Source organism: Cyanobium gracile UHCC 0281, from assembly GCF_034931305.1.
GTDB classification, from domain to species: Bacteria; Cyanobacteriota; Cyanobacteriia; order PCC-6307; family Cyanobiaceae; genus Cyanobium; species Cyanobium gracile_A.
Map to the genome: position 1 here is coordinate 1 of NZ_JAYGHY010000027.1, position 16,054 is coordinate 16,054.

Genomic DNA, 16,054 nt, shown 5'->3' on the forward strand with positions numbered 1-16,054 from the left:
GGCTCCAGCGGCGCCAGGGCCGCCGCATCCGCCCGCAGGCGCAGGTCGCCGTCGGGTCGGGCCAGGCGATGGGCGGCAGCGATGCTGCCGTCGGCGCCGAAGGCATCGGCCACCGGCGAGAAGCCCACCCCCACCGCCACCGCCGCCTCGAAACCGGCCAGGGGCACCACCTTCACCAGCGGCGCCCCAGCGTGGTTCACCCAGGTGATCGCCACCCAGCGGATCCCCTGCGCCGCCAGCGCCGCGGCTATGGGGGCGGGAGGAGTGGACACGGGCCCGGCAAGCGTCTGCCGCCATGATTGGACGGATCGCCGCCGCCTGCATGCCGCCGTGCTCACCCGCCGAGTGGCTGCACCCCGGCGCCACCGCGCTGCTGCTGGTGGATCTGCAGCAGGGCACCTGCGGCGACGCCCAGCCCCGCCCGGATCCGGACTTCGATCGCCGCTTCCGCGCCACCACCCTGCCGAACGCCCAGCGGGTGCTGACGGCGGCCCGGCGGGCCCGGCTGGAGGTGATCCACACCGTGATCGCCAACCTCACCGCCGACGGGCGTGACCGCAGCTTTGACTACAAGCGCTGCGGCATGGGCTTCCCGCCCGGCAGCCGCGCCGCTGAGGTGATCGCCGAACTGGCGCCCCTGGCCGATGAGCTGGTGCTCCCCAAGAGCTCCTCCTCGCCCTTCAGCTCCACCAGCCTCGACTACCTGCTGCGCAACCTCGGCATCCGCACCCTGGTGGTGATCGGCCTGCTCACCGACCAGTGCATCGACCACACGGTGAAGGACGCCGCCGACCGCGGCTACCGGGTGGTATGCGTCCACGACGCCTGCCAGGCGGTGACCCCGGAGCGCCATGCCGCCGCCCTGGCCTGCTTCGCCGGCTACGGCGAGCAGATCAGCAGTGAGGAGTTCATGGCTGAGATGGACTTAGCCGTAGGTGGACTAAGCTGATCTGAGTCCGGGCCGCCAGCATGCAGGTCAACCTCCATGACGCCAAGACCCACCTCTCCCGTTACGTGGCCCAGGCCCTGGAAGGGGAGGAGGTGGTGATCGCCAAGGCAGGGCAGCCGATGGTGCGGCTGGTGCCGGTGGCGGCAGCCCCCGAAGCCCGCCGGGGCGGCTTCCTGAGCGGTTCCGCGGTTCTGGGCGCCGATCTCAAGGCCGATTTCGCCGCCGAGATCGACAGTCTGTTCGGCTGAGCTGCTCGCCGTGAGTCCCAGCGAACCCACACCTCTGCTCCTCGATACCCAGCTGCTGCTCTGGTGGGCCATCGAACCGCGTCGGTTGACGGCCGGGACCGCAAACCTGCTGGCGGATCCGGCCCAGCCATTGGTGCTCAGCGTCGTGAGCCTGTGGGAGGTGGCGATCAAATCGTCCCTGGGCCGGGCCGACTTCCAGGTCGAGGCCGCCGCCCTGCGCCTGGGCCTGCTGGGGCAGGGATTCCGCGAACTCCCCATCCGCGCCGAGCACGCGCTGGCGGTGCAGCAGCTGCCCTGGATCCACCGCGACCCCTTCGACCGTCTGCTGGTGGTGCAGGCCCAACTGGAGGGCCTGCGGCTGCTCAGCGCCGATCGCACCCTGGTGGCCTACGGAGACCACGTGCAGGCCGCGGGCTGATCCGCCCTCAGGTGCTCGGTTCCGGGTCGTAGTACACGCCGGAGGCGTTGAACGGGGGCACGGTGGTGACGTACTCCGTCGTCAGGGTCGCGGGGTCGAAGGCGATGATCGTCCGGGTCCGGTCGAGCCACTGCACCCGGTCGGCGGCCGTGACCGTCAAGGTGGCCACCCAGGGCCCCACGACGCTGTCGTTGAGATCGAAATCGCCACCTTCGGGGTGGCGCTCATACAACTTGACGACGCCATGGGCCAGGACGCGTTCCGGGTCGCACAGCCAGTAGCCGGTGCGGCCGGCCAGGATGATTTCGGAGACGCGGGAGTGCCCGGCCGCGGCGAAGCTGAGGTGGACGGCCATCGTGCGCTGAGTTGCTGCTGAGGTCTTGCGGTGTCCCGGGGTCCCGGCTTGGCATCGGGAGGCCGCTCGGGTCATCCCCGCACCAGAACACCATCCCGCGGAGCACCCTCGGCCCGCATCCCCAGAACGGGGGATTGGCCAAGACCAGACGGTTCAGCCGGTGATCGGCGAGCGACCCTCCAGGGCCGATTCCAGGTTGATCAGCCCGGCGGCGATCGACTTGACGACGGCCTTGGTGCGGTTGTCCACCTGGAGCTTCTGGAAGATGTGCTTCACATGGGTCCTGACGGTCTCGGGGCTGACCACCAGTTCCTGGCTGATCCGCTGGTCGGTCAGGCCCAGCATCAGGTGGTTCAGCACCACCCGCTCGCGTTCGGTCAGCGGTTCGATCGGGGCCGGTGGCGGCCGCTGCCTCAGCACCGCCGCCACCGGCTCCGGGTAGTAGATGCCGCCGCCGGCCACCACCCGCAGCGCCGGCATGAACAGGCCAGACTCGAAGCAGATGCCGTCGCAGCCCCGGGCCAGGGCCTCCCGCACCAGGGCCTCGTTGGCATCGTCGGCGATCAGCAGGGTCCGGATGTCGGGGTCCAGCGCCTCGGTCCGCTCCACCAGCGCCAACCCGGTCCCCTCCTGCAGCTTCTGGCTGACCACCAGCAGCGACGGCCGCTGCCGCTCCACCAGCCGGAAGCCTTCCTCCTCCGTCGTGGCGGCCCCCACCAGGCTCTTCTGGACCGGGGGGATGCACATGAAGGCCCCCAGCCATTTCATGTGCTCCAGGCAGGCGACCGTGGTGAGCCCGGCGAGGATCCCCTCGAGCTCCTCCAGCAGGGCGGGGATCCCCGGGATGAGATCCGTGAGGTCCACAGCTGGAGGAACAACCGGGCCCCATGATCGCTTGGTCTGGGCTCGACTGGGTCGGAGGGGCCCGGCCCCTTCTCCAAGGATCGCCAAGTAGGCGTCATAGACGAACAACTTGTTGCGTCGGCCCGCTGGTGGCCTGCTCGGGGCTGGGGGCCTGAACGGAAGCGTTGGCGCTGCGGCGGCGCTGCACTCTGGCGGCATGCCATATCCAGAGTTCCCTTCGCCTTGAGAAGCTCAAGGGAGTGGTGGGGGAGGACAAGAGGATGACGTCCGAAAAGGCCAGCCGGCAACCATCGTCCAGGGATTCATCACTCGGAAGTCCGTTGAATCAAAATCAGAAGATCAAGGTAGATGTTGTGGAGGCTGCCACAGAGCCCGTCGCGGTCCATGAGGTGATCATGCAAGCAGAAGTTCCTGCGGAAGATCTCCGGGACGCCCACTCCCAGAATACAGCCACAGAAGAAATGGTTGCGACTGCCGCCGCCGAGATCAAGCTGTTGAATCAAAGCGTCGCTGATGGGGTTGTGCAGCGGACAACACTTGAATCTGACCTTGTAAACTCAAAAACCGAGCTGGATGGAGCGCGCGATGACGTGGCCGAGGCTCGTCTGCAAAGGGATGAAGCCAGGCAGGGCGCCACCAAGGACCCACTCACGAATGTGCCCAATCGCTCAGCCTTTGACCAACGCCTAGAGCACGGCCTGTCCCAGTCGAAGCGGCATGGGTGGGGGCTTGCGATCTTCTCCATTGATGTGGATCAATTCACAAGCATCAATGATTCGTATGGTCACGATCTTGGTGATGAGGTCTTGCAGATGGTGGCGACACGCTTGACGTCTTTCCTGCGCGAAGATGACATGGTCAGTCGCTGGGGCGGTGATGAATTTGTCTGCCTGTTGTTGGAAGTTGGAGATCAGGCCGATGTCATGCGCATGGCCAAGGAGATGGTGGAGCGCATCGCTGAACCCTGTGTTCTTCACGGGGACGTTCTCAGGGTGCGGGTCAGTATCGGTATTGCTATCTTCCCTGCCCATGGATCTTCCGCCGAAATCCTCCTCAATAAGGCCGATCTCGCAATGTATGAGGCCAAAGGACAGAAGGACCGGGTTGTCCTCTTCCATGGCCCTGAGCCTGCGTAGGGGCCAGGCCCACCGCCCATGGGATGTCCTGGCATGGAATCCGGCTGACAGACAACCGGCTCAGGCCGCCCCCATCATCCGGCGGCGCTTCTGCTGATCTGCCCGTCCTGGATCTGGATGATCCTCCCGCAGGTCTGTCTGGGCCATCAGAGCGACCTCATCATCTTGGGTTGACTGGCCAGAAACGCCGAGCGAACGGCGATCTGATCGGCCTCAGCCGCCTCCATGTGGCGCCGGGCGGCCTCGCTCTCCTGGCGCAGCCTGTGTGATGCCCGATGCCGGTTTCGAACCAGCGACATCCTGCTTGTAAGGCAGGCGCTCTACCGCTGAGCTAATCGGGCAGTGCGGGCATTCTGGCGGAAGGGGCGCCGCGCACCGGTGGCCGGTACCTTGCCGTCAGCGTCCGGACCCCGGCGATGGCCAGCGGCCGCAGCCACGATCGCGCCACCCGACACCTGGCTCTGCCGTTCGGGCTGCTCTGGTGGCCGGCCCTGGGGCCGGTGGGGGTGGCCGTCGCCACCGGCGCCTTCCTGCTCGGTGGCCTCTGGCTCTCCCCCGACCTGGACACCCGCTCCAACGCCACCCGCCGCTGGGGTCCCCTGCGGCTGCTGTGGTGGCCCTACCGGCGTCTGCTCAGCCATCGCTCCCTGCTCTCCCACAGTCCCCTGCTGGGCACCAGCCTGCGGCTGCTGTGGCTGGCGGCGCTGGTGCTGCTCGCCTGCGCCGCCTTCGTGCCCCTGGGCGCCCCGGCGCCTGGCGAGCTGGTGCAGCGGGGCCGGGAGCTCTGGGGCTCCCAGCGGCCCCTGCTGCTGACGGCCTTCGTGGGCCTGGAGGCCAGCAGCTGGCTGCATCTCCTCCAGGACGGCGACCCGATCCCGCGGCTGCCGCGGCCCCTGCGCGCCCTGGGGCGTCGCCTCAGCAGCAGGAGCCGCTGGCGGCGGTCGGCTGGGGCGCGGGTCCGTCGGCGCTAGAGGAGGGCGCAGCATCGAAGGGGAGGGCGCTGCCGCAGCCCTCGAACAGGCCGTAGTGGCGGCCGAAATCGCCGATGAACTCGAAGTGGGGCGCCAACCGGCTTTCAGCCAGCATGCGGAAGGTGTTGCCGCAGACCGGAAACACCCGGCCCGTTTCGATCTGGTGGTGCTTGTCGAAGGGCAGGGCGTCGGGGTGGGCGGCGATGCTGCCGCGGTAGACCACCGCCTGGCCGTGGTCCTCGCAGGCGTCCTCCAGGGCCTCGATCTGGAACAACCGGTAGGTGGCGGAGAAGAAGCGGATCGCGCCGGTGCGTGCGGCCAGCTCCGGGTCGGTGATCTCCAGGGGGCGGTCGGCCACCAGGCGCGGATCGGCGAAACCGGCCTGGCGCGCCAGCCGCAGGAAGTCGTTCCAGTAGAGGGCGCCGCTGAGGCATTCGCCGTGCAGCACCGGATCGTGACGCAGGGCCTCGGGCACGCGCCGATCCGCATACACATCGGCGAAGAAGAACTCGCCGCCGGGCTTCAGCAGCCGCCGCACCCCGCTGAGCACCGCCAGCTTGTCGGCCGAGAGGTTGACCACGCAGTTGGAGATCACCAGATCGAAGCTGCCGGGCTCCAGGGGCAACTGGTCGAGCTGCTCGATGCGGCCCTCCAGGACGCGCACGTTGGCGTAGCCGAACACCTCGGCGTGGTGGTCGACGTGGCGCCGGGCCACCGCCAGCTGCTCCGGTGTCATGTCGACGCCCACCACCTCGCCGCCGGCCCCCACCAGCTGGGCGAGCAGGTACACATCCCGGCCGCTGCCGCAGCCCAGGTCCAGCACCCGCAGGCCCTCCAGCAGCGGTGGCACCACCAGGCCGCAGCCGTAGTAACGGCTCAGCACCTCGGGGTGGATCCGGGCCAGCAGGGGCCGCAGCGGCGGCGGCACGCTGCTGGCATCGCAGCAGGCGCTGGTGCGCAGGTCGGCGCTGCTGCTGAGGGTGGAGCCGTAGTACTCCTGCACGTTGCGGTGCAGATCGGTGGCGCTGGTCATGGTGAGGGTCGGAGGGGTTGGGGCGGTTCGCGGGGGCTCAGCCTTGGCGCCGCCAGGTGTGGTAACGGCGCAGCCAGGGCAGCAGGTGCTGGGGTACCCGTTGCTTCTTCCAGGCGGCGGCGGTGTACTTGCTGGCTTCGGCCAGGGTGGGGTAGGCGTGGATCGTCCCGAAGATCCTGCCCAGTCCCAGGCCCCATTTCATGGCCAGCACGAACTCGGCCAGCAGTTCGCCGGCGTGCTCGGCCACGATCGTGGCGCCCAGGATCCGGTCGCTGCCCGGTGGGGTGAGCACTTTCACGAACCCCCGCTCGGCGCTCTCGACGATGGCACGGTCGAGCTCGTGCAGGGGGAAGCGCGTCACCTCCACCGCCATCCCCCGGGCCGCCGCCTCGGCTTCGGTGAGCCCCACCGTGGCCACCTCCGGGTCGGTGAAGGTGGTGCGCGGGATCACGCGGTTGTCCACCTGGAAGGAGCGCAGCTGGCCGAACAGGGCGTTGACCGCCGCATACCAGGCCTGGTGGGCGGCGGTGTGGGTGAACTGGAACGGCCCGGCCACATCGCCGGCGGCGTAGATGTTTGGGTAGTTGGTTTGCAGGAAGGCGTTGGTGTTGATCGTGGCGCCGGTGGGAATGCCCAGCTCCTCCAGGCCGTAGTCCTGCAGCCGGGCGCGGCGGCCCAGGGCGCAGAGCACGGCATCGCAGGCGATCCGCCCCTGCCGCTCCCCCTGCCGCACCAGCACCGTCACCGCCCCGCCGGGGGCGGGATCCCGCTCGAAGCCGAGCACCTCGGTGTCCATGTGCAGGGTCACGCCGTCCTCCTCCAGGGCCTGGTGCACCTCGGCAGCCACATCGGCGTCCTCCTTGCGCAGCAGGCGGTCGCTGCGCTGGATCTGGGTGATCGGCAGGCCCAGCTGGGCCAGGGCCTGGGCCAGTTCGCAGGCGATCGGCCCGCCCCCCAGCACCGCCAGCCGCGGCCGCTCCAGCGGACACTGGGCCAGCCAGCCCCAGACGGTCTCGCTGGTCAGCAGGGGCACCGCCTCGCTGCCCGGCCAGTCGGGCCGCACCGGTTCGGCGCCGGTGGCCAGCACGATCGCCCGGGCGGTGAGCCGCTGCTCGCTGCCCGTATCGCTGCGGATCGCCACCGTCCAGGGATCGAGCAGACGGGCCTCGCCGCGCAGCACCTCCACCCCCAGGCCCTCGTAGCGCTCGACGCTGTCGTGGGGGGCCACGGCCGCCACCTTGTCGGCCACCCGCTCCAGCACCCGGCGCAGGTTCAGCCGCGGCTCCTGCGGTTCGAGTCCGTAGCGGTCGGCCCGGCGCAGGCGTGCCGCCAGCCGCGCCGAGCTGATCAGGGCCTTGCTGGGCACGCAGCCGGTGTTGAGGCAGTCGCCGCCCATGGCGCCGCGCTCCACCAGCGTCACCCGCGCCTTCACCGTGGCGGCGATGTAGGCGGTCACCAGTCCCGCCGCTCCGGCGCCGATCACGATCAGGTTGCGATCGAACCGGCGCGGCCGCGGCCAGCGGCGGTAGAGCCGCCAGGTCTGCCAGCGGCCCAGGGCCGCCTTGGCCAGCCAGGGGAACAGGGCCAGCAGCAGCAGTGACCCCAGCAGCGGCGGGCTGAGGATGCCGCCGATCCCGCGCAGCTGGGCCAGCTGGGTGCCGGCGTTCACGTAGACGAACGTGCCCGGCAACATGCCGATCTGGCTGGTGAGGTAGAAGCTGGCGGCCCGGATCGGCGTCAGCGCCATCAGCAGGTTGACCAGGAAGAAGGGGAACACCGGCGCCAGCCGCAGGCTGAGCAGGTAGAGCACCCCGTCGCGGGCCACCCCGGCTTCGATCGGAGCCAGCTGGCGGGCGAAGCGTCGCCGCACCGGCTCCCGCAGCAGGGTGCGGGCCACCAGGAAGGCCAGCAGGGCGCCGATGCTGGAGGCGAACGACACCAGCAGGGTGCCCAGCCCGACGCCGAAGATGGCCCCGCCGGCCAGGGTGAGCACCGCGGCCCCCGGCAGCGACAGGGCCGCCACCAGCACGTAGAGCAGCAGGTAGGCGCCGGCCACCAGCAGGGGGGCCTGGCGCCGCTGCTCCAGCAGGGCGCCATGGGCCGCCTGCAGGGCCTCCAGGGTGAGTTGGCGGTGCAGGCCGAGTGCGAAGAACAGGACCACCACCAGGGCGATGGCGGCGATCAGCAGCCGCTGGCGCCAGCGGGACGGGGAGCGCGGTGGGTCCATGGGGAAAGCCGTTCCCTCTTCCTACCGGCGAGCCGGCGTTTCGGATGGCCCCGGCCCCGGGCGAACGGCCATCCATCCGATCCCTTCGCCGGTACGTTCATGAGCAAGGGGATTCCATGCCCAACCCGGGATCGGCCATGGTGATGGAGGCCATTCAGGTGGTGATTCCGGCGCGCGACGAACGCCAGACGATCGGCCACGTCATCGACCAGCTGCGCCACCAGGGATTTGAGCGCATTCGGGTCGTCGACAACGGCAGCCGTGACGACACCGCCGCCATCGCCCGGCAGCTGGGGGCGGAGGTGCTCAGCGAACCCCGTCCCGGCTACGGCCGGGCCTGCTGGCGGGGATGCCACCAGCTCGACCCCGGGGTGGATTGGCTGCTGTTCTGCGATGGCGATGGCGGCGATCCGATCGAGGAACTGCCCCGCTTCCTGGAGCTGCTGAACGACCACGACCTGCTGCTCGGCGACCGCACCGCCACCGCCGCCGGGCGGGCCACGCTCACCCCCCTGCAGCAGGGCGGCAACCGGCTGGCCACGACGCTGATCGGCCTGGGTTGGGGGTTTCGCTACCGCGACATGGGGCCGCTGCGGCTGGTGCGGCGCGAGGCCTTCGAGGCCATGGACATGCGGGACCGTGGCTACGGCTGGACCCTGGAGATGCAGGTGCGGGCCATCGAGCTGGGCCTGCGCATCCGCGAGATTCCCATCTGCCATCGCCAACGCCTGGCCGGCGCTTCGAAGATTTCCGGTCGCTGGGGCGCCAGTGTGCGGGCCGGGAGTGTGATCCTCACCACCCTCGGCCGGCTGTGGCTGCGGCGATGGTGCTGACCTCCCGGCTGCGGCGCCTGCAGCTGGCGGTCAGTGCCCTGCTGTTGATCGGCGGGGCGCTGCTGATGCGGCCCCACGGCGACCTGTTCGACGCCGCCCAGCTGCTGCCGTTCTGGCTGGCGGCCGCGGTGATGGGGCTGGGTTTCGCCCTGTCCTGGTCGCTGCCCAGCATCCCCCGCGCCCTGTTCTGGGCCGTGGCGGTGCTGACGCGGCTGGCTCTGCTGGCCATGGAGCCCGGCGATGACATCTGGCGGTACCTCTGGGAGGGAGGTATCCAGCTGCATGGCTTCAATCCCTACCGGCTGCCACCGGACGCCGCGGAGCTGGAGGGGTTGCGCACAGCCTGGTGGTCGCTGATCAACCACCCCGACACCACCGCCATCTACCCGCCCCTGACGCAGTTGCTGTTCCGGCTGCATGCCGCCGTGGCCCAGCAGGTGCTGCTGTTCAAGCTCTCGTTCACGGCCGCCGACCTGGCGATCTGCGCGTTGTTGGCGGCCCGGTTCGGCGCGGCGGGCACGGCGCTCTACGCCTGGAATCCGCTGGTGATCTATGGAATCAGCGGCGGCGGGCACTACGACAGCTGGTTCCTGTTGCCGCTGGTGGCCGCCTGGCTGCTGGCCGAGCGGGATCCCCCGCCGCAGGGTCTACGCCCCCAGGCCTGCATCGACCTGTTGCTGGGGCTGAGCGTGGCCCTGAAATGGATCACCTTGCCGCTGCTGCTGCAGCGAGCCTGGAGCCGCTGGCGCCAGTTCCGGCGCCCCGCACCGGTGCTCAGCACGATGCTGCTGGGGTTGGCACCGCTGCTGCTGGGGGCCTCCCTGTTCTGCGGCCTGCGCAGCTGCCCGCTGTTGCCCACCGGCTCCACCTTCATCCGCCACAGCCGCAGCGCCGAGTGGCTGCCGCATTGGATCGCCCAGCTCTGGCCGTGGACCCTGCAGACCAATGCCGTGCACGGGCTGCTGCTGCTCCTGGCGCTGGTGCTGCTGCTCGCCACCAGCGCCAGGCTGGGGGTCTTCGCCTGGCGCTATCTGCTGGCCTTGTTGCTGCTTTCCCCGGTGGTGCATGCCTGGTACTTCATCTGGCTGATGCCCTTCGCCGTGCCCAGCCAGAACTGGGGGGCGCGGCTGGTGAGCCTTTCGGCGTTTGTGTATTTCGTGCTGCCCTCGCGGTTGCCCAACTGGCAGCTCACCACCTCCGAGCGGCTGCTGCTGTGGCTGCCCCTGCTGCTGGGGCTGCTGCTCAGCGCCCGCGGTCGAACCGAATCGCCCCTTCGCGGGTAAAGCTCTGGTGCACCCCCGCCCTGCCATGGTTCCCGTCCGTTCCCGCACCCCGTTACTCCTGGTCTGCGGTCTGATGCTGATCACCGCCACGGGCTGCGGCCGCGGGCCGGCCACGACCTTGATGGCTGGCGACGCCAGCCGCCCTTCCCTGGCGGCCGTGGCCCCCCAGCCCCCCCTCGATCCAGCCCCCTTCAACGCGGTGCTGCAGAACGTGGTGGATGGGCGGGGCCTGGTGGATTACGCCGCCCTGCAACGGGATCCGGCCCAGCTTGATCGCTACATCAGGGCGCTCGGCGCCCTGGCCCCCGAGCGCTTCGCCTCCTGGTCCGAGGCCGAGCAGATCGCCCTGTTGATCAATGCCTACAACGCCTTCACCCTGCGCGCGATCATCGATAACGATCCGATCCGGCCCAGCATCAAGGCGATTCCTGGCGTGTGGAAGTTCCGCCGCCACCAGCTCATGGGCCGTGGCCTCACCCTCGATGCGATCGAGCACGAGATCCTGCGGCGCGAGTACAACGAGCCACGCATCCACGCGGCCTTGGTGTGTGCCGCCATCAGCTGCCCGCCGCTGCGGCGCGAGGCCTTCACGGGCCCGGCCCTCGACCGGCAGCTGGAGGATCAGGCGACCCTCTGGCTGGCCAGCCCCGTGGGACTGAAGATCGACCGGGCCGCAGGAACGGTGCAGATCTCCCAGATCTTTCAGTGGTTCGCCGAGGACTGGCAGCGCGCCGATCCCACCGCCGCCGCTGTGCCGGGGCACCAGAAGCAGAGTGCCGTGCTGCGCTTCGTCTCCCGCTACCTCCCGGCCCAGGAGAGCGCCCTGATCCTGGGCGGCGACTACCGCTTCTCCTACCTCCCCTACAACTGGGACCTGAATCGCCAGAGCCCCTGAGACGTTGCCATGGTCACGGTCCTGCCGTTGGTCAGGCCATCGGCTCGTTCAGCAGGCCACTGATGCGCTCGGCCAGCTCATCGAAGCAGGCGGAGAAGGCACTCCGGGCCTCCTGGGTGTCCAGGTGAGCGGCTGGATCGGGCAGGCCCCAATGCAACCTGGCGGGGTCGCCCGGGAGCGTGCCGCAGGTTGAGGCCGCGTGGTCACACACCGTGACGACCAGATCGAACGGTGCCGCCGCACCTTCCAGGACCGCCGTCAGGCTCTTGCTGCTGTATTGGGCCGGGTCCACGGGAAGGCGGCTGATCTGCTCCAGGGCCAGCGGATGAACCCGCCCCGTCGGGGCACTGCCCGCGCTGACGACATCAATCGCCCCCTGGCCCAGGGTCTGGAAGAGCGCTTCAGCCATGATGCTGCGGGCGGAATTGCCGGTGCAGACCACCAGCACCCGCTGTCTGGCGGCCCCGGTGGCGTTGTCGGTCGTTGTCTGGTTGTTCATGATCAGAAGTGACTGTTTCAGTCCAGTAGCCCGATCGACGGGAAGTGCCTGAGCGGCCCAGGGGGCTTCAGCTCAGGGCGCCCCCGCAGCTGGAACCGGCGCCGGCGCTGCAGCCGAAGCAGTGGTCGGCCACGGCGATCGGCTCCCCATCAGGGTCCCGCTCCAGCAGCTGGCGCAGGTGGGCCCGAGGGTTGCCCTGGCCGATGGGCAGGCCGAGCATCTGGTTGAAGTCGCAGTCGTACAGAAACCCCTGCCAGTCGACGCTGACCGTGGAGCGGCACATCACCTGAGCCAGGTTGGCCGGGTTGTGGTGCTGGCGCAGCAGCGCCATGTAGCCCTCCAGCTGCCCCTGCTGGCGCAGTACCGCCGCAAAGCGCTGGATGGGCATGTTGGTGATCGTGAACAGGCGGTTGAAGCGCAGCCCGAAGCGATCGGCCAGCTCCCGCCGGTAGTCGGCCTCCAGGGCGGCCTGGGGCGGCGGCAGGCTGGGGCCCTGGGGGTTGTACACCAGATCCAGCTCGAGGCCCGCGTCCGGATCGCCGTAGCCGAGGGCGTTGAGCTGGCGCAGGCCCGAGAGGCTGCGCTCGAACACCCCATCGCCGCGCTGCCGGTCGACGTTGTCGGCGCTGTAGCAGGGCAGGGAGGCCACCACCTTCACCCCCTGCTGGGCCAGGAAGGCGGCCAGATCCTTCTGGCCGGGCTCACTGAGGATCGTGAGGTTGCAGCGGTCGATCACCGCCACCCCCAGCCCCCGGGCCTGGCGCACCAGGTCGCGGAAGCCGGGGTGCAGCTCCGGCGCGCCGCCGGTGAGATCGAGGCTGGCGAGGCCCCGCGCCCGCAGCACCGCCGGCACCAAGGCGATGGTGGAAGGATCCATCATCTCGGTGCGGCTGGGGCCGGCGTTGACATGGCAGTGGCTGCAACTCTGGTTGCAGCGGTAGCCCAGGTTCACCTGCAGGGTGTCGAGCCGGCCGCGGCGCAGGGCCGGGAACGGTGGGGCCAGGGTGGTGGTGGGGCCGTTCAGATCGGCAACGCCCATGGATCAAGGGGATGGATACCGGAGGTACCGGCCGGGCGGCGAATCGGATGGGCCGGGAGGCTCAGGTGGTCTGGGCCGCGGTCTCCGACTGACCACCGATCACGAGCCGCAGCAGAACCGGGGCCAGGAAGGTGGTGCCGATCACCATCAACAGGATGGCGGCTTCGAGGGCCGGGGTGAGGATGCCGGCCTGGGTGCCCAGGCCCAGGAAGATCAGACCGACTTCACCGCGGGGCATCATCCCCAGACCCACCACCAGCCTGTTGGTCGGATCCTTGCTGGTGTAGGTCCAGCCGGCGGCTACCTTGCCGACCACGGCCACCACCAGCAGGAACAGGGCCACCACCAGACCCTCGTGGTTGGCGGGATCGAAGGGGTTCAGCACCGAAAGGTCCATGCCGGTGCCGATCAGCACGAAGAACACCGTGGCAAAAAGGGCCACCAGGGGTTTGACCGCACTTTCGATGTCGTGGGTGTGCTTGGAGGCGCTGAGGATCAGGCCGGCGGCGAAGGCCCCCAGGGCGGCCTCCAGGCCGATCGCCTGGGCGGCGAAGCAGCAGAGGGTGAGGACCACGAAACTGGCCACCGCCACATCACCGGGGGCCTTGAGCTGATCGACCACCCAGTCGAAGGCCGGGGCGGCGAAACGGCTGAGCACCAGGGCGACAGCCACGAAGATCACCGCCGCGGTGCACAGCTTGACGATCGGTCCCAGGGTGAAGGCGCCCCCGCCGGCCAGGGAGACCACCACCGCCAGGATGACGATGCCGAGGATGTCGTCGAGCACGGCGGCACCGATGACGATCTGGCCTTCCTTGCGCTTCAGCCACTGCAGCTCACCGAACACGCTCGCCGTGATGCCGATCGAGGTGGCCGTCATGGCGGCGCCGGCAAAGACGGCCGGGATGAAGGGCACGTGGAAGAGGTAGTAGAGGCCGGCGGTGCCGGCGGCGAAGGGCAACACCACCCCGGTGAAGGCCACGGTGCCGGCCTGGACCCCAACGGCCACGAGCTCATCGAGCTCGCTCTCCAGCCCCGTCAGAAAGAGCAGGGAAAAGAGGCCGATCTCGGCCACCACCTGGAGGCTGGAAAAGGTCTCGCCATACAGAGACGTGACGGCCTCCGGCGTCATCCCGCCCAGGGAGCTCAGCAGCCCGAGGACCCCAGCACTCAACTGGGCCTGGGCCTCGGGGGGGACCACCAGGTGGAGGCCGGAGGCACCGATCACCACTCCGGCCACCAGTTCACCCAGGATGGTGGGGAGCTGCAGGCGCACCATCAGCTCCGCCATGAAGCGGGCCGCCACGAAAATCACGAGAAAACGCCCAACCCCGATCAGGGTTTCCGTCACTTCAACCTGGTGGCTGCCGACTTCCATCAGCAGCGTGGGCACAAAATCCATCAGGTGGGGTAGGGGGTGGAAGCAGTTTTACTGGAATCCAGGGCGATCGGTTGCCTGAATGGCGCCAGTATCCACAGGAAACCGTGATCCATTCGATCAGTGGTGGTCATCGATCGACCCGGATTGGTGGATCGGAGGGCCAAGAGGGCCATGGAACCGGAGGTGGCCTCGGCAGCCAACGCCCTTGAAGACTCCAGTGGTCCCGCCCCAGCAGACAGGGATCTTGCTGGATCAGAACTTGTGATCGCGCAGAGCTTCCACCTGGTAGATGTACGTGATGATGGAGAAGTCCGCGTAATACTTGGCTTCGATCGCCCGGGTGATGGCATCAGCCAGCTCGCGGGTGCCGGTCAGCACTTCGATTTTCACATTGGAGAGGGTGTGCGACACGCTTGGTTCTCCTGTGGAGCGCACATTGCGGCTTCCTTCGCCACCCGCTGCATTGACCGTGTAACCGGTGGCACCTGCCGCCTTGATGAGCTTGATGAGTTTCTTGGAGAGGATTTCCTCTGCAACGATCACCAGCTTCCAGACCTGTTGACTCATGACCTTAGCCTCCGATTGGTGGTGGATTTGAAAGTTTAACGATCGATGATCATCCCATCATCTCGGCAAGCCCAATGAACAGCGGGATGCAGATGGCGATCGCCACGGGCGTGCCGATGGCTGTGGAGGCACCGATGTAGGCCGAGGGGTTTGCCGAAGGGATGCCTGCACGAAGGGTCGGCGGACCCGAGATGTCCGAGCTGGATGCAGCGATCACAGCCAGCACAACGGCGCCACCGATGCTGAAGCCGGTGATCTTGTGAATGACAAGGCCAAGACCAAAGGCCAGAAATCCATGCACGATCGGCGCAAGAAAGGCGTAGATGGCAAACCACTGGGCAACCTTGCGCAGCTCATTCATGCGCTGGGCGGCCTCCATCCCCATGATGATCATCAGAATCGCGAGGAAGCCGCGGAACAGGGGGTTGAAGAAGCTCTCATAGACGGGCTCGGGCTTGGTGAGAATGCCAAGGGCCACACCCAGCAGCAGCGACGTGACGGCCGAGCTCTGCATGCTCTCTTTGATGATCGGCCAGATCTCGACGTTTTCGGATGCCTTGCCGTTTCTCTTGCTGAGATAAACGCTGGCCACCACGATGGCGGTCACAAGCGCCGGGATGTCCATGAAGGGATAGAGGGCCGCCGTCCAAGCCTCATAGGGGATCTTGGCGGAATCCAGCTGCGGCAGCACCGCCGCCAGCGTGGAGCCACTCACCGCGCCGAACAGACCACCTGTGGCCACGGCGTCAGGCACCGTGATGCCGGGCAGTTTCCCGAGGGTGTAACGACCGATGAAAACGATCACGATGCCAATCAGTACAGCCGCAAGTGCCGGGAGAAGGATCTCGGAGGGATTGGAATTGCGAATGGCGATCCCGCCAGTCAGGCCGATCTTCATCAACAGGAAGAAGCTGATGAACTTGTAGATCGAGTCTGGAATGGCCAGCTGGCTGCCAAGTGATGCGACGACGATGCCCCCGATCAGGAATCCGAGGGTCGGGGACTGAAGCTGCTGCAGGAACAGCGGGATGAAGTCGGAAAGGAAATTCACGTGTTGAGTTTGTGGCTCCTGATTTGAGTCTGTGGAAGGTAGCAGCTTCACGAAGTCGTCGTTGAAGCGATAGGAGCCATAAGGCATCGTTATCAACACGGGTTCTGCTGTTGATAGCCGAGCAATCCATCCCTGTCGCGAGTCGTGTTCTGGCTCCACTGATGTGCCCAGCCAAGTCATGAAAGCTCAGTAGGCTCCACCGCGGATCGACAGGATAGAACATACATTCATGCTTCGTATTCGGGGTCGTTCAGCTCACCGACCATGGCGAGGGAAAGTGAGGTCTGGGCTGATCGAACCAGTTC

17 protein-coding genes, 1 tRNA gene and 1 pseudogene are annotated in these 16,054 nt (G+C 68.1%); 8 read left to right on the forward strand and 11 right to left on the reverse strand.

The window, feature by feature from the left end:
• Nucleotides 1-272 (reverse strand): annotated as a pseudogene (locus tag VB739_RS09395) (glutamine synthetase); the annotation flags it as partial.
• Nucleotides 273-295: 23 nt separating this feature from the next.
• Here VB739_RS09395 and VB739_RS09400 point away from each other — a divergent pair.
• The 3 genes from VB739_RS09400 to VB739_RS09410 are packed head-to-tail and all read left to right on the forward strand — an operon-like array spanning nt 296 to nt 1,615.
• A complete protein-coding gene (locus VB739_RS09400; protein WP_323356817.1) occupies nt 296-949 on the forward strand; it encodes an isochorismatase family cysteine hydrolase in 654 nt (217 codons plus the stop codon).
• Between the two features lie 20 nt (nt 950-969).
• Nucleotides 970-1,197, forward strand: a complete 228-nt coding sequence (locus tag VB739_RS09405; RefSeq protein ID WP_323356818.1) for a type II toxin-antitoxin system prevent-host-death family antitoxin — start codon at nt 970-972, stop codon at nt 1,195-1,197.
• Nucleotides 1,198-1,207: 10 nt separating this feature from the next.
• Nucleotides 1,208-1,615 (forward strand): type II toxin-antitoxin system VapC family toxin, encoded by a 408-nt coding sequence (locus VB739_RS09410; protein ID WP_323356819.1) that lies wholly within the window; start codon nt 1,208-1,210, stop codon nt 1,613-1,615.
• Nucleotides 1,616-1,622: 7 nt separating this feature from the next.
• Here VB739_RS09410 and VB739_RS09415 read toward each other — a convergent pair whose 3' ends face one another.
• Nucleotides 1,623-1,970, reverse strand: coding sequence for a hypothetical protein (locus VB739_RS09415; RefSeq protein WP_323356820.1), 348 nt, complete (start codon nt 1,968-1,970; stop codon nt 1,623-1,625).
• Nucleotides 1,971-2,123: 153 nt separating this feature from the next.
• Complete coding sequence (locus VB739_RS09420) at nt 2,124-2,834, reverse strand: response regulator transcription factor (protein ID WP_323356821.1); 711 nt, start codon at nt 2,832-2,834, stop codon at nt 2,124-2,126.
• Nucleotides 2,835-2,998: 164 nt separating this feature from the next.
• Here VB739_RS09420 and VB739_RS09425 point away from each other — a divergent pair, with 164 nt between their 5' ends.
• Nucleotides 2,999-3,970 (forward strand): GGDEF domain-containing protein, encoded by a 972-nt coding sequence (locus tag VB739_RS09425; RefSeq protein WP_323356822.1) that lies wholly within the window; start codon nt 2,999-3,001, stop codon nt 3,968-3,970.
• A gap of 269 nt (nt 3,971-4,239) precedes the next feature.
• Here VB739_RS09425 and VB739_RS09430 read toward each other — a convergent pair.
• Nucleotides 4,240-4,311 (reverse strand) — tRNA-Val (locus VB739_RS09430).
• Between the two features lie 75 nt (nt 4,312-4,386).
• Here VB739_RS09430 and VB739_RS09435 point away from each other — a divergent pair.
• Nucleotides 4,387-4,941, forward strand: coding sequence for a metal-binding protein (locus VB739_RS09435; protein WP_323356823.1), 555 nt, complete (start codon nt 4,387-4,389; stop codon nt 4,939-4,941).
• On the opposite strand, the gene VB739_RS09440 is transcribed toward VB739_RS09435, so the two are convergent.
• Nucleotides 4,886-5,974 carry a methyltransferase domain-containing protein gene (locus tag VB739_RS09440; RefSeq protein WP_323356824.1) on the reverse strand — a complete coding sequence of 363 codons (1,089 nt, stop codon included), beginning with the start codon at nt 5,972-5,974 and terminating at the stop codon, nt 4,886-4,888. The genes VB739_RS09435 and VB739_RS09440 overlap by 56 nt on opposite strands.
• A gap of 37 nt (nt 5,975-6,011) precedes the next feature.
• A complete protein-coding gene (locus VB739_RS09445) occupies nt 6,012-8,201 on the reverse strand; it encodes an FAD-dependent oxidoreductase (protein ID WP_323356825.1) in 2,190 nt (729 codons plus the stop codon).
• 116 nt (nt 8,202-8,317) lie between these two features.
• Here VB739_RS09445 and VB739_RS09450 point away from each other — a divergent pair, with 116 nt between their 5' ends.
• Genes VB739_RS09450 through VB739_RS09460 form a run of 3 tightly spaced genes read left to right on the forward strand, consistent with a single transcriptional unit; the run spans nt 8,318 to nt 11,212 of the window.
• Complete coding sequence (locus VB739_RS09450; protein ID WP_323356826.1) at nt 8,318-9,034, forward strand: glycosyltransferase family 2 protein; 717 nt, start codon at nt 8,318-8,320, stop codon at nt 9,032-9,034.
• Nucleotides 9,025-10,317 carry a hypothetical protein gene (locus VB739_RS09455; RefSeq protein WP_323356827.1) on the forward strand — a complete coding sequence of 431 codons (1,293 nt, stop codon included), beginning with the start codon at nt 9,025-9,027 and terminating at the stop codon, nt 10,315-10,317. Before VB739_RS09450 ends, VB739_RS09455 begins: the two co-directional genes overlap by 10 nt.
• 25 nt (nt 10,318-10,342) lie before the next feature.
• Complete coding sequence (locus tag VB739_RS09460) at nt 10,343-11,212, forward strand: DUF547 domain-containing protein (RefSeq protein WP_323356828.1); 870 nt, start codon at nt 10,343-10,345, stop codon at nt 11,210-11,212.
• 31 nt (nt 11,213-11,243) lie between these two features.
• On the opposite strand, the gene VB739_RS09465 is transcribed toward VB739_RS09460, so the two are convergent.
• From VB739_RS09465 to VB739_RS09485, 5 genes are all read right to left on the reverse strand, one after another.
• Entirely contained in the window at nt 11,244-11,711 is a 468-nt protein-coding gene (locus VB739_RS09465) for an arsenate reductase ArsC (protein WP_323356829.1), read from the reverse strand.
• Nucleotides 11,712-11,778: 67 nt separating this feature from the next.
• Nucleotides 11,779-12,750 (reverse strand): arsenosugar biosynthesis radical SAM (seleno)protein ArsS, encoded by a 972-nt coding sequence (arsS, locus tag VB739_RS09470; RefSeq protein ID WP_323356830.1) that lies wholly within the window; start codon nt 12,748-12,750, stop codon nt 11,779-11,781.
• A gap of 61 nt (nt 12,751-12,811) precedes the next feature.
• Nucleotides 12,812-14,152, reverse strand: coding sequence for a cation:proton antiporter (locus tag VB739_RS09475; protein WP_323356831.1), 1,341 nt, complete (start codon nt 14,150-14,152; stop codon nt 12,812-12,814).
• Nucleotides 14,153-14,383: 231 nt separating this feature from the next.
• Nucleotides 14,384-14,698: a P-II family nitrogen regulator gene (locus tag VB739_RS09480; RefSeq protein WP_323356832.1), complete on the reverse strand. Its 315-nt coding sequence runs from the start codon at nt 14,696-14,698 to the stop codon at nt 14,384-14,386.
• A 49-nt stretch (nt 14,699-14,747) separates the two neighbouring features.
• On the reverse strand, nt 14,748-15,749 hold the full coding sequence (locus VB739_RS09485; protein WP_323356848.1) for a sodium-dependent bicarbonate transport family permease: 1,002 nt from the start codon (nt 15,747-15,749) through the stop codon (nt 14,748-14,750).
• Nucleotides 15,750-16,054 lie beyond the last annotated feature (305 nt).

What these genes read in the sequence shown, in the direction of transcription:
- VB739_RS09415 (WP_323356820.1), bottom strand. Translation starts at nt 1,970, where the DNA reads ATGGCCGTCCACCTCAGCTTCGCCGCGGCCGGGCACTCCCGCGTCTCC.
- VB739_RS09405 (WP_323356818.1), top strand. Translation starts at nt 970, where the DNA reads ATGCAGGTCAACCTCCATGACGCCAAGACCCACCTCTCCCGTTACGTG.
- VB739_RS09465 (WP_323356829.1), bottom strand. Translation starts at nt 11,711, where the DNA reads ATGAACAACCAGACAACGACCGACAACGCCACCGGGGCCGCCAGACAG.
- VB739_RS09480 (WP_323356832.1), bottom strand. Translation starts at nt 14,698, where the DNA reads ATGAGTCAACAGGTCTGGAAGCTGGTGATCGTTGCAGAGGAAATCCTC.
- VB739_RS09455 (WP_323356827.1), top strand. Translation starts at nt 9,025, where the DNA reads ATGGTGCTGACCTCCCGGCTGCGGCGCCTGCAGCTGGCGGTCAGTGCC.
- arsS (WP_323356830.1), bottom strand. Translation starts at nt 12,750, where the DNA reads ATGGGCGTTGCCGATCTGAACGGCCCCACCACCACCCTGGCCCCACCG.
- VB739_RS09450 (WP_323356826.1), top strand. Translation starts at nt 8,318, where the DNA reads ATGCCCAACCCGGGATCGGCCATGGTGATGGAGGCCATTCAGGTGGTG.
- VB739_RS09440 (WP_323356824.1), bottom strand. Translation starts at nt 5,974, where the DNA reads ATGACCAGCGCCACCGATCTGCACCGCAACGTGCAGGAGTACTACGGC.
- VB739_RS09460 (WP_323356828.1), top strand. Translation starts at nt 10,343, where the DNA reads ATGGTTCCCGTCCGTTCCCGCACCCCGTTACTCCTGGTCTGCGGTCTG.
- VB739_RS09400 (WP_323356817.1), top strand. Translation starts at nt 296, where the DNA reads ATGATTGGACGGATCGCCGCCGCCTGCATGCCGCCGTGCTCACCCGCC.
- VB739_RS09435 (WP_323356823.1), top strand. Translation starts at nt 4,387, where the DNA reads ATGGCCAGCGGCCGCAGCCACGATCGCGCCACCCGACACCTGGCTCTG.
- VB739_RS09475 (WP_323356831.1), bottom strand. Translation starts at nt 14,152, where the DNA reads ATGGATTTTGTGCCCACGCTGCTGATGGAAGTCGGCAGCCACCAGGTT.
- VB739_RS09445 (WP_323356825.1), bottom strand. Translation starts at nt 8,201, where the DNA reads ATGGACCCACCGCGCTCCCCGTCCCGCTGGCGCCAGCGGCTGCTGATC.